This window comes from Streptomyces sp. NPDC091272, from assembly GCF_044757485.1.
Lineage (GTDB): Bacteria > Actinomycetota > Actinomycetes > Streptomycetales > Streptomycetaceae > Streptomyces.
Genome location: NZ_JBIVVC010000011.1, coordinates 138974 through 158849, shown reverse-complemented (window position 1 = coordinate 158849; position 19876 = coordinate 138974). Strand labels below are relative to the sequence as shown.

Annotated in this window: 17 protein-coding genes; 2 read left to right on the top strand and 15 right to left on the bottom strand. The window is 70.3% G+C overall.

What is annotated here, in order from left to right; genetic code table 11:
- Nucleotides 1–117: 117 nt before the first annotated feature.
- The 12 genes from ACIQM4_RS27095 to ACIQM4_RS27040 form a co-directional block, all read right to left on the bottom strand.
- Nucleotides 118–948 carry a shikimate dehydrogenase gene (locus tag ACIQM4_RS27095; RefSeq protein WP_401596607.1) on the bottom strand — a complete coding sequence of 277 codons (831 nt, stop codon included), beginning with the start codon at nt 946–948 and terminating at the stop codon, nt 118–120.
- Complete coding sequence (mltG, locus tag ACIQM4_RS27090) at nt 945–2801, bottom strand: endolytic transglycosylase MltG (RefSeq protein WP_401596604.1); 1857 nt, start codon at nt 2799–2801, stop codon at nt 945–947. Before mltG ends, ACIQM4_RS27095 begins: the two co-directional genes overlap by 4 nt.
- Nucleotides 2802–2924: 123 nt before the next feature.
- Nucleotides 2925–3389 carry a Holliday junction resolvase RuvX gene (gene ruvX, locus ACIQM4_RS27085; protein WP_401596602.1) on the bottom strand — a complete coding sequence of 155 codons (465 nt, stop codon included), beginning with the start codon at nt 3387–3389 and terminating at the stop codon, nt 2925–2927.
- On the bottom strand, nt 3389–6058 hold the full coding sequence (gene alaS, locus ACIQM4_RS27080) for an alanine--tRNA ligase (RefSeq protein WP_401596599.1): 2670 nt from the start codon (nt 6056–6058) through the stop codon (nt 3389–3391). The genes ruvX and alaS overlap by 1 nt, the downstream gene beginning before the upstream one ends.
- Nucleotides 6058–6411 carry a DUF6167 family protein gene (locus ACIQM4_RS27075; RefSeq protein ID WP_401596597.1) on the bottom strand — a complete coding sequence of 118 codons (354 nt, stop codon included), beginning with the start codon at nt 6409–6411 and terminating at the stop codon, nt 6058–6060. The genes alaS and ACIQM4_RS27075 overlap by 1 nt, the downstream gene beginning before the upstream one ends.
- A 7-nt stretch (nt 6412–6418) precedes the next feature.
- The gene (locus ACIQM4_RS27070) at nt 6419–6859 is read right to left on the bottom strand and encodes a DUF948 domain-containing protein (RefSeq protein WP_401596876.1); all 441 of its coding nucleotides are present in this window, start codon (nt 6857–6859) and stop codon (nt 6419–6421) included.
- A gap of 247 nt (nt 6860–7106) precedes the next feature.
- Nucleotides 7107–7721: a 30S ribosomal protein S4 gene (rpsD, locus tag ACIQM4_RS27065; RefSeq protein WP_185030621.1), complete on the bottom strand. Its 615-nt coding sequence runs from the start codon at nt 7719–7721 to the stop codon at nt 7107–7109.
- Between the two features lie 343 nt (nt 7722–8064).
- A complete protein-coding gene (locus ACIQM4_RS27060) occupies nt 8065–8748 on the bottom strand; it encodes an HNH endonuclease family protein (RefSeq protein WP_401596595.1) in 684 nt (227 codons plus the stop codon).
- Nucleotides 8749–8914: 166 nt separating this feature from the next.
- A complete protein-coding gene (locus tag ACIQM4_RS27055) occupies nt 8915–10267 on the bottom strand; it encodes a replication-associated recombination protein A (protein WP_401596592.1) in 1353 nt (450 codons plus the stop codon).
- A 51-nt stretch (nt 10268–10318) separates the two neighbouring features.
- Nucleotides 10319–10957: a vitamin K epoxide reductase family protein gene (locus ACIQM4_RS27050; RefSeq protein ID WP_401596590.1), complete on the bottom strand. Its 639-nt coding sequence runs from the start codon at nt 10955–10957 to the stop codon at nt 10319–10321.
- A 177-nt stretch (nt 10958–11134) separates the two neighbouring features.
- Entirely contained in the window at nt 11135–12397 is a 1263-nt protein-coding gene (gene hisS / locus ACIQM4_RS27045) for a histidine--tRNA ligase (RefSeq protein ID WP_401596588.1), read from the bottom strand.
- Between the two features lie 10 nt (nt 12398–12407).
- Nucleotides 12408–13103, bottom strand: coding sequence for an MBL fold metallo-hydrolase (locus ACIQM4_RS27040; RefSeq protein WP_401596586.1), 696 nt, complete (start codon nt 13101–13103; stop codon nt 12408–12410).
- A gap of 182 nt (nt 13104–13285) precedes the next feature.
- Here ACIQM4_RS27040 and ACIQM4_RS27035 point away from each other — a divergent pair, with 182 nt between their 5' ends.
- Together ACIQM4_RS27035 and ACIQM4_RS27030 are read left to right on the top strand one after the other, a co-directional pair.
- Nucleotides 13286–14101 carry a peptidylprolyl isomerase gene (locus ACIQM4_RS27035; protein WP_401596583.1) on the top strand — a complete coding sequence of 272 codons (816 nt, stop codon included), beginning with the start codon at nt 13286–13288 and terminating at the stop codon, nt 14099–14101.
- 168 nt (nt 14102–14269) lie between these two features.
- Complete coding sequence (locus ACIQM4_RS27030) at nt 14270–15499, top strand: DUF349 domain-containing protein (RefSeq protein WP_401596580.1); 1230 nt, start codon at nt 14270–14272, stop codon at nt 15497–15499.
- 73 nt (nt 15500–15572) lie between these two features.
- On the opposite strand, the gene ACIQM4_RS27025 is transcribed toward ACIQM4_RS27030, so the two are convergent.
- The 3 genes from ACIQM4_RS27025 to secF all read right to left on the bottom strand — a co-directional run bounded on the left by ACIQM4_RS27025 (nt 15573) and on the right by secF (nt 19875).
- Entirely contained in the window at nt 15573–18041 is a 2469-nt protein-coding gene (locus ACIQM4_RS27025) for a RelA/SpoT family protein (protein WP_401596578.1), read from the bottom strand.
- 197 nt (nt 18042–18238) lie between these two features.
- On the bottom strand, nt 18239–18790 hold the full coding sequence (locus tag ACIQM4_RS27020) for an adenine phosphoribosyltransferase (RefSeq protein WP_401596576.1): 552 nt from the start codon (nt 18788–18790) through the stop codon (nt 18239–18241).
- Nucleotides 18787–19875: a protein translocase subunit SecF gene (gene secF, locus ACIQM4_RS27015; protein ID WP_401596572.1), complete on the bottom strand. Its 1089-nt coding sequence runs from the start codon at nt 19873–19875 to the stop codon at nt 18787–18789. Before secF ends, ACIQM4_RS27020 begins: the two co-directional genes overlap by 4 nt.
- Nucleotide 19876 lies beyond the last annotated feature (1 nt).

Sequence of the window (19876 nt, the reverse complement as noted above, 5' to 3'; positions counted from 1 at the left end):
TGCTCGCGCCTGGAACTTGGGCGACGCAGCCCGGATGCGCGGCCCGGACCCGCCTACCCCGATCCTCCCACGTCCGGGTGACGCCCTCGCCCCCGGCTCAGTATTCGGACCGGACTCTCACGTACCGGAAAGCGCCCGTTCGCCCGCGGCCCGCATGACGGCGAGCGGCGCCGCGGTGGCACCGGTCATCTGCTCGACCTGGAGCACCGCCTGGTGCACCAGGAGATCGAGTCCTCCGACCACTGCTCCCCCGTGGGCCGACCAGGCCGAGGCGAGAGGGGTCGGCCACGGCTCGTAGAGCACGTCGAAGAGCGTCCCGACGGCGTGCGGTACCCGCGCCGCGAGGGCGTCGGTGGTGCCCGCCGGCGTCGTCGCGATCACCAACGGCTGCGTGAACGCCTCCGCCGCGTCGCCCCAGTCGGCGGTCCGCACGTCCACGCCGAGCCGCTCCCCCCAGGTCCGCATCTCGGCCGCGCGCGCCTCGCTGCGCACGTACGCGGTGACGGGCCCCGCACAGATCCTGGCCAGCGCGGCGAGCGCGGACGAGGCGGTGGCCCCGGCCCCGAGGACCGCCGCGGACTCCACCTTCTCGACACCGCGCTCCCGCAGCGCCGAGACCATCCCCGGGATGTCGGTGTTGTCACCGAGCCGGCGGCCTTCCGCGGTGAACACGACGGTGTTCACCGCCTCCACGGACGCGGCGGTCTCACTGACCTCGTCGAGCAGCGGCATGATCGCCCGCTTGAGCGGCATGGTCAGCGAGAGCCCGGCCCACTCCTCGCCCAGCCCGCCGACGAACTCCGGGAGCCGGGCCTCGTCCACCTCGAACCGGTCGTACGACCAGCCGTCGAGACCCAGCTCCGCGTAGGCGGCGCGGTGCAGGACGGGTGAGAGGGAGTGGGCGATGGGCGAGCCGAGGACGGCTGCCCGGTTGCGGTTGCTGCTCACTGGCCGGACTTCTCCTTCTCCCGTTCCCTCTGGTACTCGCGGCGGTTCTTCTCGTGCTCCGCGTTCGTAGCCGCGAAGAGCGTCTTCTCCGAGGTGACCGACACGAAGTAGTACCAGGGACCCGGCGTGGGGTTGATCGCGGCGGTCAGTGCCTCGTCACCCGGGTTGCTGATCGGGCCCGGTGTCAGGCCCTTGTGGTTGAGTCCGTAGGTGTTGTACGGATCGTTGAACTTGCGCGCCTCGTCGACGGAGCCGATGTCGAGTGTGGACGTCGCCTTGAAGTAGTTGACCGTGGAGTCGAACTCGAGGCGCCCGACGGTCTCCTGGTTGTCCGGCTTGATGCGGTTGTAGACGACGCGTGCGACCTTTCCGAAGTCGTGCGCGTACTTGCCCTCCTTCTGCACCAGGCTCGCCACGGTGAGCAGTTCGAAGGGGGACTTGAGGCCGAGCTTCTGCGCCTCGCCCGCGAGGTCCTGCTGCGCGTAGTGCTGGTTGGCCTCGGCGACCATCTTCTTGAGCACCTCTTCGGGCTTGGTGCCCTTGGCCACCGGATAGGTCGCCGGGTAGAGGAAGCCCTCCAGCGGGTCCTTGAGCTCCGGGTCGTTGGGCACCCAGGCGGGCAGTCCGAGGTTCTTGGCCTGGGCCTTCGCCACCGCCTTGGTGGTGCCCGGCTTGAGCTCCAGACGCTTGTCGAGCTCGGCGTAGACCGTGAGGTTCCGGGTGCCGGGAGGAAGGTTGTAGTTGTTCCGGCTGGCCGGGTTGAGCATCAGCTCCAGCGCGGCCTTCGCGGACATCTCCTTCTTCATGGTGTACACCCCGACCTGGATGGAGTTGCCCTTCTTCGGGTCCTTCCCCATCTCGGCCGTGAAGGCGCTGACGCTCTTGACCACGCCCATCTTCTTGAGCGTGTTGGCGATCTCGTTGCCGTCGGCGCCCTTCTTGACCTCGATCTGCACCGGGTCGGTGCCCTCGCCCGAGTAGTCCTCCGCGGCCCCGAACCTCGCCTGCCAGAAGTCGTACCCGACGTACGCCACCCCGCCGAGTCCACCGAGCAGGACCGCCGACACCACCAGGCACGCGCAGCCGTTGCGGCTCTTCTTCTTGCCCTTGCCGGGCTTGCCGCCCTTGCCCCTGCGTGCGGAGCGGGGGTCGTCGTCGTACTCGTCGTCGTCCTCGCCGCCGCGGGGCGGGGTGCGCCCGTTGTCGGTGCCGGTGAAGAAGGGGTGCTCCTCCTCGGCCGGGGCCTCCGGGTCCCAGTCGATCACCGGCTCGGGGGGCGTGCTGCGCTGGGCGGGGGGCTGCGGCGGCGGGTAGGCCTCGGGCGTGCCGTAGTAGTCCTGCTGCTCGCCGCCGTACCCGGGCTGCTGTCCGCTGTACGGGTCGGCCGCGTTCATGCCGTACGGAACGGCCTGGTGCTGCTGACCGGTGTCCCAGCCGCCGTGGTTCTCCTGGCCTGCGTACTGCTGCGGGCCGGAGGGGACGGCCTGCGGGTACTGGCCGCTGTCATGACCCTGCTGGTACTGGCCGTGCGGCCGGCCCTGCGGGTACTGGCCGCCGTCGTGCTGCTGGAGGTAGTGACCGCCCTGGTGCTGCTGCGGGTACTGGCCGCTGTCGTAGTACGGCTGCTGGGGGGCGCCGCCCTGCTGCGCGTACTGCTGCTGCGGCGGGCCGTCGTGGCCCGGGGGGCCGTAGGGGACCTGGACCTGCTGCTGGTCCTGACCGTGGGCCGCGTCGTACGGGACCTGGCCGTGTCCGGCCTGCTGTCCGCCCCAACCCTGGTCGCCCTGGTCCCCGTAGAGCGGGTCCTCCGGGTGCCACGGTTCGGAGCCTTGACCCCGGCCATACTCAGTCATCGGTCCCCTAGAGCCGCGAGGCGGCGGGTGTGGCGCGCGTGGGGCACGGCATCCGTCCCGCCTCAGATCCTGTGCGGCAGCTGTTCGAACGCCGCCACGGCGCGGAACGTTACCGTATCGCGATCAGACAACCACTTCGACGCCTTCGCCGGGGAGCTCCCCCGACACCCGTTCGGCCTCAAGTGCGTTCTGAAGAATGACAATCGCAGCGGCCTGGTCGATGACGGACCGTCCCTTCTTGGACTTCACGCCGGAGGCGCGCAGCCCCTGAGTGGCCGTCACCGTGGTCATCCTCTCGTCCACCAGCCGCACCCCGACCGGCGCGATGCCCCGGGCGAGCTCCTGGGCGAACTTCCGCACCTTGGCCGCGGCCGGCCCCTCGCCCCCGTTGAGGGAGCGAGGGAGGCCGACGACGACTTCGAGGGGTTCGTACTCCTCGACCAGTTGGCGCAGCCGGCGGTGGGCGGCCGGGACGTCACGTCCCGGCACGGTCTCCACCGGGGTGGCGAGGACCCCGTCGGGGTCGCACGAGGCGACCCCGATCCGGGCGTCCCCGACGTCGATCGCGAGCCGGCGTCCGCGTCGCATCAGGCGGTTTCCCCGACGAGGCGCTCGACGGCGTCGATGGCGTCACCGATGGACTCGACGCTGGTGCCGCCGCCCTGGGCGACGTCCGGCTTGCCGCCGCCACCGCCACCGAGGGTCTTGGCGGCCGTACGGACCAACTCGCCCGCCTTGAGACCGCGCTGACGGGCCGTCTCATTGGTGGCGATGACGGTCAGCGGGCGGCCGCCGGCCGTGCTGAACAGGGCCACGACCGCGGGCCTGTCGCCCTGGATGCGGCCGCGCACGTCGAGTACCAGCTTGCGCAGGTCGTCGGCGGAGGTGCCGTCGGGCACCTGACCGGTGACGAGGGCGACGCCCTTGACGTCCTTGGCGCCCTGGACGAGCCCGGCGGCGGCCTGCAGGACCTTCTCGCCGCGGAACTTCTCGATCTCCTTCTCGGCGTCCTTCAGCTTGCCGAGCATGGCGGAGATCTTCTCGGGCAGCTCCTCGGGGCGGCCCTTGATCAGTTCCTGGAGCTGGGCGACGACCGTGTGCTCGCGGGCCAGGAACTTGTACGCGTCGACGCCGACCAGGGCCTCGATGCGGCGCACCCCGGAGCCGATGGACGACTCGCCGAGCAGCTTGACCAGGCCGAGCTGGGCGGTGTTGTGCACGTGCGTGCCGCCGCACAGCTCCTTGGAGAAGTCGCCGATGGTGACCACGCGGACGCGCTCGCCGTACTTCTCGCCGAACTCGGCGATGGCGCCCTGCTTCTTGGCCTCGTCGATCGACATGACCTCGGCGCGGACGTCCATCTCGTGCGAGAGGACCTCGTTGATCTTCTGCTCGACGTCGGTCAGCACGGCGCCGGGAACGGCGGCCGGGGAGCCGAAGTCGAAGCGGAAGCGGCCGGGCTGGTTCTCCGAACCGGCCTGGGCGGCCGTCGGGCCCAGCGCGTCGCGCAGCGCCTGGTGGGTGAGGTGGGTGGCGCTGTGGGCGCGCGCGATGGCGTTGCGGCGGTGCACGTCGATGATTGCCTGGGCCGGGGCACCGACGGTGACCTCGCCGACCTGGACGACGCCCTTGTGCACGTAGACGCCGGGTACCGGCTTCTGGCAGTCCCGGATCTCGACGACGGCGCCGTTGTCCAGCTTGATGCGGCCGGTGTCGCCGATCTGGCCGCCGCCCTCGGCGTAGAACGGGGTGCGGTCCAGGACGATCTCGACCTCGTCGCCCTCGGTGGCGGCCGGGGACGGCGTGCCGTCGACGAGGATGCCCACGACGCGGGACTCGCCCACGGTGGAGGTGTAGCCGATGAAGTCGGTCTCACCGGCGGCGTCCGCGATCTCGCGGTAGCCGGACATGTCGGCGTGGCCGTGCTTCTTGGCCTGGGCGTCGGCCTTGGCGCGGTCGCGCTGCTCCTTCATCAGACGGCGGAAGCCGTCCTCGTCCACCGAGAGGCCCTGCTCCTGGGCCATCTCCAGGGTGAGGTCGATCGGGAAGCCCCAGGTGTCGTGGAGCAGGAACGCCTTGTCGCCGGAGAGGACCTGGCCACCGGCGGCCTTGGTCTCGGTGACGGCGGTGTCCAGGATGTTGGTGCCGCCCTTGAGGGCCTTGAGGAAGGCGGCCTCCTCGGCGAGGGCGACGCCCAGGATGCGCTGGCGGTCGGTGATGAGCTCCGGGTACTGCTGGCCCATCGTGTCGACGACCGTGTCGACGAGTTCCTGGACGACGGGCCCGGTGGCGCCCATCAGGCGCATGTTGCGGACGGCGCGGCGCATGATGCGGCGCAGCACGTAACCGCGGCCCTCGTTGCCGGGGGTGACGCCGTCACCGATGAGCATCACGGAGGTGCGCATGTGGTCGGCGACCACGCGCATCGACACGTCGCTGTTCCGGGCGGCGCCGTAGCGCACACCGGTCAGCTCGGTGGCCTTGTCCATCACGACGCGCAGGGTGTCGGTCTCGTACATGTTCTGCACGCCCTGCAGGATCATGGCGAGACGTTCGAGGCCCAGACCCGTGTCGATGTTCTTCGACGGGAGGTCGCCGAGGATCTCGAAGTCCTCCTTGCCGAGGCCGGCGCCGCGCTCGTACTGCATGAAGACCAGGTTCCAGATCTCCACGTACCGCTCGTCGTTGACGGCGGGGCCGCCCTCGGCGCCGAACTCGGGGCCGCGGTCGTAGTTGATCTCCGAGCAGGGGCCGCAGGGACCGGGGACGCCCATCGACCAGTAGTTGTCCTTCTTGCCCAGGCGCTGGATGCGCTCGGCGGGGACGCCGATCTTCGTCCGCCAGATCTCCTCGGCCTCGTCGTCGTCGAGGTAGACGGTGATCCAGAGCTTCTCGGGGTCGAGGCCGTAGCCGCCCTCGTCGACGGACTTCGTCAGGATCTCCCAGGCGAAGCGGATGGCCCCTTCCTTGAAGTAGTCCCCGAAGGAGAAGTTGCCGCACATCTGGAAGAACGTGCCGTGCCTGGTGGTCTTGCCGACCTCTTCGATGTCCGGCGTGCGGACGCACTTCTGGACGCTGGTGGCGCGCTGCCACGGCGGCTTCACTTCACCGAGGAAGTAGGGCTTGAAGGGCACCATGCCCGCCGGGACCAGGAGCAGAGTCGGGTCGTCCGCGATGAGCGACGCCGAAGGGACAACGGTGTGACCGCGCTCCTCGAAGAAGCTCAGCCAGCGGCGACGAATTTCTGCCGACTCCATCAGTGGTCCTCATTCCGGTTGTACGAATTCCCGTTGTGTGACGGGGGGTTGGTGTGGTGCGGGGGTCCGGCGCTGTGGCCGATGGCCCCCTGGCGCTGCGGCGGGAGCGCCCGCGCGTCCTCGGGGGCCGCGTCCAGGCCGAGCGCGTCGCCGAGTTCGGCCTCCCGCTGGACCATGCCGGCCCGCACGTCGAGCGCGAAGTCCTTGAGCCTGTGGCCCGCCTCGACCGCCTTGTCCGCGGCCTGTGCGGCGAGGCTCTCGGGGGTCAGCGCCTTGATCTTGCGGTTGACCTTCTGGGTGGCCCACACGCCGGCGGCTGCGCCTGCGGTGAACCAGAACGTACGGCGGAACATCGCTGCGTCAGTCCTTAGGTCCGCGAGAACTCCGGCCGTTCCGCTTCGCCCGTCGCGCGGAGGGAAGGGTCCGGCCGACGATCACGGTACGGCCGTCCGGAGCCGGCGGCTCCGGCGTCTTCTTGCGCCCGATCGCCTGTCGCACGCCGTATCCGAAGGCGGCGACCTTGACCAGTGGGCCGCCGAAGGTGGAGGCGACGGTGGAGGAGAGCGCGGACGCGTTCGAGGTGACTTCCTGGACGTCGGAGGCGATCGCGTCGACCCGGTCCAGCTGGGTCTGCGCGGACCGGACGGTCGCGGAGGCGTCGGACAGCAGCGGTACCGCCTGGTCCGTCACCTCGGCCACCATGCGGGTCGTCGCCCTGAGCGTCTGCGCCAGCCTCACCAGCACCACGGCGAGGAAGGAGACGAGGATCGCCCAGAAGACGGCCACCAGGAGGCCGGCCACCTCTCCACCGGACACGATGCGCTCCCTGCTGCGTAGGGAAATCTGTGTGTCGCGTACAGAAATCCGTGTACGAAAAGTCGTTCCGCGAGCCTATCGCGCCGGGGCCACGGCTCCGTACCGGATAACGCGCGTTCCGGCTGCGGCCCGGGGCCCGCCCCCGTAACGCGCAAACCCGCCGCTCCCCGCTCCGGGAAGGAGCGGGAAGACGACGGGCAGTGCACGCGAGTGCGTGAGGACTACGCCGAGATCAGCGGGCGTAGTACTCGACGACCAGCTGCTCGTCGCAGATGACCGGGATTTCCTTGCGGTTCGGGTCGCGGTCCAGGCGGAAGGCCAGGGCCTTCAGGTTCACCTGGAGGTAGCGCGGGGTCTCGCCGTCCGTGTCGTAGCCACCCTCGCGGGCGACCTGGAAGGGGACCTTCTCGCGGCTGCGCTCGCGGACCATCACGACGTCGTCGGGACGGACGCGGAACGACGGCTTGTCGACCTTGCCGCCGTTGACCTCGATGTGACCGTGCACGACCATCTGGCGGGCCTGGTAGATGGTGCGGGCGATGCCCGAACGCAGAACCAGGGCGTCGAGGCGACGCTCGAGCTCGACGACCAGCGCCTCGCCCGTCTTGCCTTCGGCCTTCTTGGCGCGGTCGTAGGCGCGCGCCATCTGGCGCTCGCTGATGTCGTACTGCGCGCGCAGACGCTGCTTCTCGAGCAGACGGACCTTGTAGTCCGAGTTCTGCTTGCGGCCACGGCCGTGCTCGCCGGGCGGGTACGGGCGCGACTCGAAGTACTTGACGGCCTTCGGCGTCAGCGCAATGCCGAGCGCGCGGCTCTTCTTGACCTTGGGGCGGGACTGGTTCGGCACGAACCAACCTCTCTATCTGAATGGAATACGGCTTCACCAGGGTTATGGGAGGTCACATCCGCAGCCGGGGAAACCCCTCCATCGCTGGACGGGCAGCCGCTCCCTGGTCTGGGCACTATGTGCAGCACGCGAGTGGCCCGTCGATCCGCGCGGGATGACGGGCTGCCCGCGACACCTTCAACGGTGCGCGACGCTCCTGGAAACACCTCCGAAGAGGGCTCCGGCTGCATGTCCCGTTCTGGTGGTGCCGGTGGAACCGGACACGGGACGCAGCGCTTCGGTCGATTGTACTAGGCCGCCGGGAGTGCTGCGGACCGGCCTCGCCCCCTGCGCACCGGGCCCGTCAGCGGCAGGTCCCGAGCATCTCGAACAGTGCGCCCTTCTCCGGCGGCGTCACCGTCAGCGCGTACTTCCCCTTGATGCCGGTCCAGCGGCGGGCGTACTCGCACCAGTACTCGCGGCGCGGCTTCCACTTGTCGGGGGTCCTGCTGCCCTTGTCATGGTTCGCCTGCTTGTCGACGGCGAGGAGCACGTCGAGGTCGTTGGCGTAGCCGAGCCGCTTCTCCGGCGTCCACTCCCAGGCGCCCGCACGCCAGGCGGCGCCGAGCGCCACGACGTGATCGGTCTGGATCTGCGAGGCGCGGCGGTAGGTGTACGGGAGGTCCTTGCCGGTGTAGGGGTCGTGCAGCACGCCGGAGAGCGGGACGCACGCGTCGGGGTCGCCCTGGCGCAGCACGGTCAGGTCCCGGTGCAGCACGTCGTCGCGGGTGTCGCAGCCGTTGCGCCCGCCGGGGGCGTCGGTCTCGTCCGACCAGGTCTCACCGAACGCGGCCCTGTTGTACGTCTCCCAGTGCTTGCCCCACTCGACGGTGAGCCCGGCGAGCCGGGTGCGGGCCTCGGCGGCGGTGGGCGGGAAGCCGGGGCCGGTGAGCGGGACGGGGGTGGGCCGCTCCGGCGGGGTCTCGGCGTGGTGGCAGCCGGTCAGCGCCGCGAGGCAGACGACCAGCACCAGCGAACTTCGGACCATGCTTCGGAGCGTAGCCGGGGGTGCGCGGCCCCGCCTGTCCTGATGGGCCGCCCTCCTCGGTCCCCGGCACCTGCCGTGGGGGCCGGTTCACCGCCCGGCCCGCCGCCCTCAATTGGCGGGCCGCCTCACCCCTGCCCGGCCGGCCGCCCGCGACTGGCGGGCGGTCTCACCCCTGCCCCGCCAGCCGCTCGCGCACCTTCTCCACCACGTCCGCGTACCTGGCCTCCGCCCCGTACCTCGTGGGGGTGTAGTACTGCCGGCCGTGCACCTCGTCCGGGGCGTACTGCTGGGCGGCGATTCCGCCGGGCACGTCGTGCGGGTAGACGTACCCCTGGGCGTGGCCGAGCTTGGCGGCGCCCTTGTAGTGGCCGTCGCGCAGGTGCGGCGGGACCGCGCCCGCCATGCCCTGGCGGACGTCGGCCTGCGCGGCCTGGATGGCGAGGGTCGCGGCGTTGGACTTCGGGGCGAGTGCGAGCGCGATGGTGGCGTGGCTCAGGGTCAGTGCCGCCTCGGGGAAGCCGATCATGGCAACGGCCTGGGCGGCGGCGACGGCGGTCGGCAGGGCGGTCGGGTCGGCGAGGCCGATGTCCTCACTGGCGGAGATCATCAGCCGCCTGGCGATGAACCGGGGGTCCTCGCCCGCCTCGATCATCCGGGCCAGGTAGTGCAGGGCGGCGTCCACGTCGGAGCCGCGGATGGACTTGATGAGGGCGCTGGCGACGTCGTAGTGCTGGTCGCCGTCGCGGTCGTACTTCACGGCGGCCCGGTCGACGGTCTCCTCGACCGTCTCCAGGGTGATCTCCCCGTCCCCCTTGGCGATCGCCGCGCCGGCCGCGGCCTCCAGCGCGGTCAGCGCGCGCCGGGCGTCACCGCCCGCGATCCGCAGCAGGTGGTCCTCGGCGTCCTGGGGCAGGGTGACCGCACCACCGAGGCCGCGCTCCTCGGTGAGCGCCCGGCGGAGCAGTCCGCGCAGGTCCTCGTCGGTGAGGGACTCCAGGGTGAGCAGCAGCGAGCGGGAGAGGAGGGGGGAGATGATCGAGAAGTACGGGTTCTCGGTGGTGGCGGCGATCAGCGTGACCCAGCGGTTCTCCACGGCGGGCAGCAGCGAGTCCTGCTGGGCCTTGCTGAACCGGTGGATCTCGTCGAGGAAGAGGACGGTCTCCTTGCCGAAGCCGCCGGTGGCACGGCGGGCGCCCTCGATGACGGCCCGGACCTCCTTGACGCCCGCGGTGATCGCGGACAGCTCGACGAACCGCTTCTGGGTCGCCTGACTGACCACGTACGCCAGAGTCGTCTTGCCGGTGCCCGGCGGCCCCCAGAGGATCACGGACGAGGGGCCCGCGGGGCCGCCGCCGCCCTCACCGACCAGGCGGCGCAGCGGCGAGCCCGGCTTGAGGAGGTGCTTCTGCCCGAAGACCTCGTCGAGGGTGCGCGGGCGCATCCGGACGGCCAGCGGGCTGCTTGAGGGGTCGCTCGCCTGGCGTTCTTCTGCGGCTGCGGTAAAGAGATCGGGCTCCACGGTGTGAAGCCTAGGTCAGACCACTGACAACGCTCCCGCCGGTCGCCCGGATCAGCTGGTCCAGAAGCTCCACCAGTTGGTCAGGATCAGGATGCCGATGACGCCGATCCACAGCACCGGCACCACCCAGTGGAACTCCACCAGGCCGCTGCGCAGGGCCCGCGGCGCCGGCAGGATCCGGTGCTTGAGGTTGTGGATGGTGACGTAGCAGAACATCACGATGGTGGCGACCCAGGCGAGGCAGCACCACAGGCAGAGCGAGCGGATCGTGTAGAGGGACTGGTACTGGAGGTAGGTGCAGAACGCGACGCCGAAGAGGGTGCCCGCGTTGAGGCCGAGCCAGTACCAGCGCTTGTAGCGGGCCCCGGCGAGGAGGGCGACACCGATGGCGATCACCATGGCGTAGGTGACCAACCCGAGCATCGGGTTCGGGAAGCCGAAGAAGGCCGCCTGCTCGCTCTTCATGATGTTGCCGCAGGCGACGACGGGGTTGAGGCTGCAGCCCGGCGTGAAGTTCGGGTCCTCGGCCAGCTTGATCTTGTCGATCGTGATCACCCAGGCGGCCAGCAGCCCGGCCGCACCGGTGATGATCAGCAGCCAGGCGAACGCCCGGCCCGATCCGACCAGCCCCTTGCCGTCCCGCTCCGCTGACGCGCCCTCTGACACGTCGTCAACCGCTGTCGTCGTCATATCGCCGTTCCGTCGCTGCCGTGGCCTGTGGGGAAGGCTCATTCTGCCGCACGGAGGACGGCGTGCGTGGCCTGCGTACGCAGAAGGGCCCGCAACCACCGTGGTTGCGGGCCCTCCTCTTCCCGTACGGACGAATCACGGGTCACGCGTGCGCAATTGTGCGGCTGCGCGGGGGCCTCAGCCCAGCCGGCGCCTGATCTCCTCGACGACCGTGTCCAGGGCGGCGGGCTCCTGCTCGCCCGACTCCATGTCCTTGATCTGGACCTGGCCCTCGGCGAGGTCGCGCTCACCGGCGACCACGACGTACCGGGCGCCGCTGCGGTTGGCGTTCTTCATGGCGCCCTTGAGGCCCTTCCCGCCGAACGAGAAGTCGGTCGCGATCCCGGCCTTCCGCAACTCGGTGACCTTGGCGAACAGCACCCGGCGGGCCTCCTCGCCCAGCGGCACCGCGTAGACGGCCGTCGCGGACGGGATGTCGAGGGTGATGCCCTCGGCCTCCAGCGCGAGGACCGTACGGTCGACGCCCAGCGCCCAGCCCACCGAGGGCAGCGCGGGGCCGCCGATCATCTCGGACAGGCCGTCGTAACGGCCGCCGCCGCCCACCGCGGACTGCGAGCCGAGCCCGTCGTGGACGAACTCGAAGGTGGTGCGGGTGTAGTAGTCCAGGCCGCGCACCAGCTTCTCGTCGTCCTCGAAGGCGACGCCGGCGGCGGTGATCAGCGCACGCACCTCCTCGTGGTACGCCTTGCACGCGTCGCAGAGGTAGTCGCGCAGCGCCGGGGCGCCGGTCAGCTGCTTCTGGACGTCCGCGCGCTTGTCGTCCAGGACGCGCAGCGGGTTGATCTCGGCGCGGCGGACCGTCTCCGCGTCGAGGTCGAGGCCGCGCAGGAACGACTGGAGGGCCTCCCGGTAGACGGGACGGCACTCCTTGTCGCCGAGCGAGTTCAGCAGGATGCGGAAGTCACGCAGCCCGAGCGAGCGGTACGCCTGGTCGGCGAGGATGATCATTTCGGCGTCGAGCGCCGGGTCCTCCGCGCCGATGGCCTCGGCCCCGACCTGCGAGAAGTGGCGGTAGCGGCCCTTCTGCGGGCGCTCGTAGCGGTAGTACGAGCCGGAGTACCAGAGCTTGACGGGCAGGTTGCCGGCCTTGTGGAGGTTGGCCTCCAGGGCGGCGCGCAGCACGGACGCGGTGCCCTCGGGGCGCAGCGCGAGCTCGTCGCCGCCCTTGGTGGTGAGGGTGTACATCTCCTTGGTGACGATGTCGGTGGACTCGCCGACACCGCGGGCGAACAGCTCGACGTTCTCGAAGCCGGGCGTCTCGATGTAGCCGTAGCCGGAGTTCCGCAGCGGTGCGGCGATGGCCTCACGCACGGCGAGATAGTTCGCGGAGACGGGCGGCAGCAGGTCGTACGTGCCCTTGGGGGCCTGAAAGGTACTCACGGGAGCGGTGTCACATTCCTCGTCGTGGGGCGGGCGCGGCGTCCAGTCCCCGCAGGTACGGGTTGGTCGCGCGCTCCTGGCCGATGGTCGTCTGGGGGCCGTGTCCGGAGAGCACCACGGTCGAGTCCTGGAGCGGCAGGCACACACGGGCCAGCGAGGTCAGGAGTTCGGCGTGGGAGCCGCCGGGCATGTCGGTGCGTCCGACGGAGCCGGCGAACAGCAGGTCGCCCGAGAAGAGGATCGACGGAATGTCCGCCGCCTCGGGCAGCCCGAAGGTCACCGACCCCTTCGTATGGCCGGGCGCGTGCGACACGGACAGGTCCAGACCGGCCAGCTTCAGCTCGGCGCCGTCGTACAGCTCCTTGACGTCGTCCGGCTCGCCCACGGTGAGCTCCCCCATGAGCTGGGCGCCCAGGGAGCGGCCGACGGCCTTCTCCGGGTCGCTCATCATGTAGCGGTCCTCGGGGTGGATCCAGGCGGGTACGTTCTTGGCCCCGCACACGGGAACGACGGAGGCGACGTGGTCGATGTGGCCGTGGGTGAGCACGACGGCCACGGGCTTCAGCCGATGCTTCTTCAGCGTCTCCTCGACACCCTGGGTGGCCTGGTGGCCCGGGTCGATGATGACGCACTCCTCGCCTGCGGCGGGGGCGACCAGGTAGCAGTTGGTCCCCCAGGCCCCGGCGGGGAACCCGGCAATAAGCACGATCGACCTCGATAGGTTGTCCGACGGCGAACGCGCCGTAGCTGTCTTCTGTTGCGTAAGCAATGGATGAGAAGCCTACCGGGGCACTTCGTCCCACAGCTAACCCAGATACGGTACGGGCTAGCTCGGGCCCGGTCGGACAGCCGTCCGGCTTCAGACGACACGTACGAGGAGAACACCCGGTGGTCACCAGCGATCAGCGGCGGCGGCAGCTCGCCAGGGAAAAGTTCGAGCGCCAGCAGCAGCGCCGAGCCGAGAAGCAGCGCAGGGGCAGGCGGCGTGCCGCGGTGATCGGCGCGGCGGTCGCCGTGGTCGTGGCGGCGGGTGCGACGGCCTGGGCGACGGGGGTTTTCGACAGCGAGGACAAGGGCGCGGGCAAGACGGTGGCCGACGCCCCGAACCCGTCGGGCGCCCCGAAGAAGACGGCCGACCCGTGCAACAAGCCGGCCCCGGGCGAGATCGCCAAGCTCTCCTTCAAGGCGGAGCCGAAGCTCGACATCGACAAGTCGGCGAAGTACGCGATGAAGCTGCGGACCACCTGCGGCGACATCGACCTGGCGCTGGACGCGAAGAACGCGCCGCGCACGGTGAACTCCTTCAACTTCCTTGCCGGGAAGGGGTACTTCGACCACACCAAGTGCCACCGCCTCACCACCCAGGGCATCTACGTGCTGCAGTGCGGCGACCCGACGGCGGCCGGCTCGGGCACCCCGGGCTACAAGATCCCCGACGAGAACCTGAAGGACCCGAAGGTCAAGGGCGGCACCTATCCGGCGGGCACGGTCGCGATGGCCAACGCGGGGCCCGGCACCGGCGGCAGCCAGTTCTTCCTGGTCTACAAGGACAGCCCGCTGCCCCCGAACTACACGCCGTTCGGCACGATCGAGGGCGGCCAGGACGTGCTGGCGAAGATCGCCGGTGCGGGTGAGTCCAGCGGGCAGGGCGACGGTGCCCCGAACGCGACCGTGGTCATCGACAAGGCGACCGTGACCAAGTAGACCGACAGTCAAACCGGGATGTGCGGGATGCGGACAGCCGCCCTGCGCGTCGCCTATGTTGGCGGTGTGCAGGGCGTCTTCGGCCCCGCGAACTGACTGTGGACGATGAAACTGTGGACGATGCCCGGGGGCCACGAACCCTCGCAGGCATCATGTGGAGGAGGCGCTGTGAGCAGCGACCCGTGGGGCCGTGTCGACGAGACGGGCACCGTGTACGTGCGTACGGCCGACGGCGAGAAGGTCGTCGGTTCCTGGCAGGCGGGGTCCCCGGAGGAGGCTCTGGCCTACTTCGAGCGCAAGTACGAGGGCTTGGTGGTCGAGATCGGCCTCCTCGAGAAGCGGGTGAAGACCACCGACCTGTCGGCGAAGGACGCCAGGACCGCGATCGATCACCTGCGTACGCAGGTCGACGAGCACCACGCGGTGGGTGACCTGGACGCGCTGGGCAAGCGGCTCGACGCCCTCGTGACGACGGTCGACAAGCGCCGCGAGGAGCGCAAGGCGGAGAAGGCCAAGCAGACCGACGAGGCCAAGGCCGCGAAGGAGAAGCTGGTCGTCGAGGCCGAGGAGCTGGCGCAGAGCGACCAGTGGCGATCGGCCGGCGAGCGGCTGCGGGCACTGGTGGACACCTGGAAGGGGCTCCCCCGGCTCGACCGCAAGGCGGACGACGAGCTGTGGCACCGCTTCTCGCACGCCCGCTCGGCGTTCTCCAAGCGCCGCAAGGCGCACTTCGCGTCGCTGGACGCGCAGCGCGAGGAGGCCCGCAAGGCCAAGGAGAAGCTGGTCACCGAGGCCGAGTCGCTGTCGAAGTCGACCGACTGGGGCGCCACCGCGGCGCGTTACCGCGACCTGATGACGGAGTGGAAGGCGGCGGGCCGCGCCCAGCGCGAGTTCGAGGACGACCTGTGGAACCGCTTCCGCGGCGCCCAGGACGTCTTCTTCGCGGCGCGTGGCGAGACCTTCGCCGAGCGGGACGCGGAGCAGGGCGAGAACCTCAAGCTGAAGGAGGAGCTCGCCGCCGAGGCCGAGAAGCTGGTGCCGGTGAAGGACCTGAAGAGCGCGCGGGCCGCGTTCCGGGCTCTCAACGAGCGCTGGGAGGCCGTGGGCCACGTGCCGCGCGACGCCCGCCCGAAGGTCGAGGGCCGGATGCAGGCGGTCGAGCGCGCGCTCCAGGAGTCCGAGGAGAACGAGTGGAAGCGGACGAACCCGGAGGCGCGTGCGCGTGCCGCCGGTCTGACCGGCCAGCTCCAGGACGCCGTCGTGAAGCTCCAGAAGCAGATCGACACGGCGCGCGCGGCGGGCAACAACGCCAAGGCGGACAAGCTCGCCCGTGAGCTCGAAGGCCGTCAGGCACTGCTCGACCAGGCGATGAAGGGCCTGGAGGAGTTCGGCGGCTGATCCCCGCCGGTACGTACGAGAGGGGCCCCGGACTTGTGCGAAGTCCGGGGCCCCTCTCGGTGGCATTGCGGCGCTACGGCCTGCGTGCCGAGGTGACCCGGTAGACGTCGTAGACGCCCTCGACCCCCCTGACGGCCTTGAGTACATGGCCCAGGTGCTTCGGGTCGCCCATCTCGAAGGTGAACCGTGAGGTGGCCACCCGGTCGCGGGAGGTCTGGACCGCCGCCGACAGGATGTTGACGTGCTGGTCGGACAGGACCCGGGTGACGTCGGAGAGCAGCCGGGACCTGTCGAGGGCCTCCACCTGGATGGCGACGAGGAAGACCGAGGACTGGGTGGGCGCCCACTCGACCTCCAGGATCCGCTCGGGCTGCTGGGACAGCGAGTCGACGTTGACGCAGTCCGCGCGGTGCACGGAGACGCCGCTGCCCCTCGTGACGAAGCCGATGATGGGGTCGCCCGGCACGGGGGTGCAGCACCGCGCCAGCTTGACCCACACGTCGGCGGTGCCCTTGACCACGACGCCCGGGTCGGCGTTCGCCCGGCGCTTGCTGCGGCCGTGCGAGGGCGGCGAACTCTCCGCGATGTCCTCGTTGGCTGCGTCCTCCCCGCCGAGCGCCTGCACCAGCTTCTGCACCACGGACTGCGCGGTGACGTGGCTCTCGCCGATCGCCGCGTACAGCGAGGAGATGTCCGGGTAGCGCATCTCGTGCGCGAGGGTGACCAGCGAGTCGCCGGTGAGGATCCGCTGGATCGGCAGGTTCTGCTTGCGCATGGCACGCGCGATGGCGTCCTTGCCCTGCTCGATGGCCTCGTCGCGGCGTTCCTTGGAGAACCAGGCCCGGATCTTGTTGCGGGCCCGCGGCGACTTCACGAAGCCGAGCCAGTCGCGGGAGGGGCCCGCGCCGTCGGCCTTGGAGGTGAAGACCTCGACCAGGTCGCCGTTGTCCAGGGTCGATTCGAGCGGTACGAGCCGTCCGTTGACCCGGGCACCGATCGTGCGGTGTCCGACCTCGGTGTGCACCGCGTACGAGAAGTCGACCGGGGTGGCGCCCGCCGGGAGCGCTATGACGTCGCCCTTCGGCGTGAAGACGAAGACCTCGTTGCGCGAGAGGTCGAAGCGCAGCGACTCCAGGAACTCGCTGGGGTCCTCGGTCTCCTTCTGCCAGTCGAGCAGCTGCCGCAGCCACGCCATGTCGTTGACCGCGTCGTCCTTGTGGCGCGGCACGTCGGTGCGGACCTTGGAGGTGCCGGCGACGGCCTCCTGCTTGTACTTCCAGTGCGCGGCGATGCCGTACTCGGCGCGGCGGTGCATGTCGAACGTACGGATCTGGAGCTCGACCGGCTTGCCGCTGGGCCCGATGACCGTGGTGTGCAGCGACTGGTACATGTTGAACTTGGGCATCGCGATGTAGTCCTTGAACCGGCCGGGGACCGGGTTCCACCGCGCGTGCACCGTGCCCAGGGCCGCGTAGCAGTCCCGCACCGTGTCGACGAGGACGCGGATGCCCACCAGGTCGTAGATCTCCGCGAAGTCACGGCCGCGGACGATCATCTTCTGGTAGACGCTGTAGTAGTGCTTCGGCCGGCCGGTGACGGTCGCCTTGATGCGGGCGGCCCGCAGGTCGCTCTGCACCTCGTCGGTCACTATGGCCAGGTACTCGTCGCGCTTGGGCGCGCGCTCGGCGACCAGCCGCACGATCTCGTCGTACATCTTGGGGTAGAGGATCGCGAAGGCGAGGTCCTCCAGCTCCCACTTGATGGTGTTCATGCCCAGCCGGTGGGCCAGCGGCGCGTAGATCTCCAGCGTCTCGCGCGCCTTCTTCTCCTGCTTCTCGCGCTTGAGGTAGCGCATGGTACGCATGTTGTGCAGCCGGTCGGCGAGCTTGATCACCAGGACGCGGGGGTCCTTGGCCATCGCCACGACCATCTTGCGCACGGTCTCGGCCTGCGCCGCCTCGCCGAACTTGACCTTGTCCAGCTTGGTGACGCCGTCCACCAGCAGTGCCACCTGGTCGCCGAAGTCACGGCGCAGGGTGTCCAGGCCGTACTCGGTGTCCTCGACGGTGTCGTGCAGCAGTCCGGCCATCAGCGTCGCCGGGTCCATCCCCAGCTCGGCGAGGATCGTCGTCACGGCGAGCGGGTGGGTGATGTACGGGTCGCCGCTCTTGCGCTTCTGCCCGCGGTGCCAGCGCTCGGCGACCTGGTAGGCGGTCTCGATCTGGCGCAGCGTGGCCGTCTCGATCTTGGGGTCGTTGCTGCGCACTATCCGCAGCAGCGGCTCCAGGACCGGGTTGTACGGGGACGAGCGCTGCACGCCGAGCCGGGCGAGCCGGGCGCGGACCCGGTTGGAGGAGCCACCGGAACGGGCCGTGGCACCGGCGGGGGTCGCGGGGCGGACGGTGGGCGCCGGGGCCGGGCCTGCCGCGCGCTCCGGAGCCACCGGCGGCTTGGGCTTGGCGGCCGGGGGCTTCGGGGGCGTGGCGCCTGCCGCGGCCTGGTCGGGCTGCGGGTGGGCGACTGGCTGGGCCTCGTCAGGCAAGAGCGCTCCTCGTACGGTCCTGGACTCCGGGGCGCACCCTTGGATGCGGTCCGGCCCAGGGGGTCCCCGGTCGGGTCCGGAAGGCCCATGGTATCGACCCCCGGGCCCGCGTTCTTCCTGGGCCAGGAGTCAAAAGGTGGGAAAGGCGGGCCCCGGGTTGCCCCGGCGGCCCGCCTCTCGCGGTGCTTCGTGCCTGATCAGACCGTGATCAGGGCTTCCAGCGGGGCGCCCCTGAGCGCGGGCTCCAGCTTGTCCCGGCCGTTCAGGAAGCCGAGCTCCATCAGGACCGCGACCCCGGCGACCTCGGCCCCGGCCCGCCGGATCAGCTCCAGCGAGGCCTCGGCCGTGCCACCGGTGGCGAGGACGTCGTCGATGACCATGACGCGGTCGCCCGCGGCCAGGTCCTCGGCGTGCAGCTCGATCTCGGCGCTGCCGTACTCCAGCTCGTACGTCTGCGAGAGCGTCGCCCCGGGGAGCTTGCCCGCCTTGCGGATCGGGATGAAGCCCATGCCCGCGCGGATCGCGACGGGCGCCGCCAGGATGAAGCCGCGCGCCTCCAGGCCGACGATCTTCGTGGCGCCGTGCTTCGCGCACAGCTGCGCGAGTGCCTCGGTGAGGGCCGTGAAGGCCTTCGGGTCGGCGAGCAGCGGCGTGATGTCCTTGAAGACGACGCCGGGCTTGGGATAGTCCTGCACGTCGCGGATGCGGCTGAGCAGCAGCTCACGGGTGGTGCCGACGGTGCTGCTCATCGGCGCTTCCCCGGGGTGGGGCGGCCGCGGCCGGGCCGCTGGCCGACGACTCCGGCGGCGGGCGCCAGGGCGGCGTCCTCGGGGTCACCGAGGCCTTCCTCGGTCGCCCCCTTGGACTCGGCGGAGGCCCGCTTGGCGAGGATGCGCTTCTTCAGGGCCTTCATCTGCGGGTCGCGTTCCTTCAGGTCGGCGACCAGCGGGGTGGCGATGAAGATCGAGGAGTACGCACCGGCCGCGAGACCGACGAACAGCGAGAGCGAGATGTCGTTGAGCATGCCCGCGCCCAGTACGCCACCGCCGATGAACAGCAGGCCCGCGACCGGCAGCAGGGCGACGACGGTGGTGTTGATGGAACGCACCAGGGTGCCGTTGAGGCTGCGGTTGGCGATCTCGCTGTAGGTGAAGCGGGTCTGCTTGGTGATGTCCTTCGCGCCCTCCTTGAGACCGTCGAAGACGACGACGGTGTCGTAGAGGGAGTAGCCGAGGATGGTCAGCAGACCGATCACGGTGCCCGGGGTGACCTCGAAGCCGACCAGGGCGTAGATGCCCACGGTGATGGTGAGGTCGTGGATCAGGGCGATGAGGGCGGCGGCGGCCATCCGCCACTCGAAGGCGATGGCCAGGTAGATCACCACCAGGACCATGAAGACGCCGAGGCCGGTCCAGGCCTTGTTGGCGATCTGCTGGCCCCAGCTCGGGCCGACCAGCTCGGTGTTGATCTTGTCGGCCGGGACCTGGAGGTCCTGGGCGAGCTTCTCGGTGACCGGCGCCGCGGTCGCGGTGTCGAGGCCGCCGACCTGGATGCGCAGGGTGCCGTTGCCGAGCTTCTGGACGATCGCGTCGTGGCCCGAGGCCTTCTCCGCGTCCTCCTTCGCCTGCTCCACGGTGACCGAGGTGGGCGGCGTCGTGAAGAGCGCGCCGCCCTGGAACTCGATGCCCATGTTGAGGCCCTTGAACCCGAGGCCCGCGATGGCGATGACGGTGATCAGGATGGAGATCCCGTACCAGATCATCCGCTTTCCGACGAAGTCGTAGCCGACCTCGCCGCGGTACAGCCTGGCGCCGATGTTGCCGAGTCGCGACATC

What these genes read in the sequence shown, in the direction of transcription:
- ACIQM4_RS27050 (WP_401596590.1), bottom strand. Translation starts at nt 10,957, where the DNA reads ATGACGACGACAGCGGTTGACGACGTGTCAGAGGGCGCGTCAGCGGAG.
- ACIQM4_RS27060 (WP_401596595.1), bottom strand. Translation starts at nt 8,748, where the DNA reads ATGGTCCGAAGTTCGCTGGTGCTGGTCGTCTGCCTCGCGGCGCTGACC.
- ACIQM4_RS27020 (WP_401596576.1), bottom strand. Translation starts at nt 18,790, where the DNA reads ATGAGCAGCACCGTCGGCACCACCCGTGAGCTGCTGCTCAGCCGCATC.
- mltG (WP_401596604.1), bottom strand. Translation starts at nt 2,801, where the DNA reads ATGACTGAGTATGGCCGGGGTCAAGGCTCCGAACCGTGGCACCCGGAG.
- ruvX (WP_401596602.1), bottom strand. Translation starts at nt 3,389, where the DNA reads ATGCGACGCGGACGCCGGCTCGCGATCGACGTCGGGGACGCCCGGATC.
- ACIQM4_RS27075 (WP_401596597.1), bottom strand. Translation starts at nt 6,411, where the DNA reads ATGTTCCGCCGTACGTTCTGGTTCACCGCAGGCGCAGCCGCCGGCGTG.
- alaS (WP_401596599.1), bottom strand. Translation starts at nt 6,058, where the DNA reads ATGGAGTCGGCAGAAATTCGTCGCCGCTGGCTGAGCTTCTTCGAGGAG.
- secF (WP_401596572.1), bottom strand. Translation starts at nt 19,875, where the DNA reads ATGTCGCGACTCGGCAACATCGGCGCCAGGCTGTACCGCGGCGAGGTC.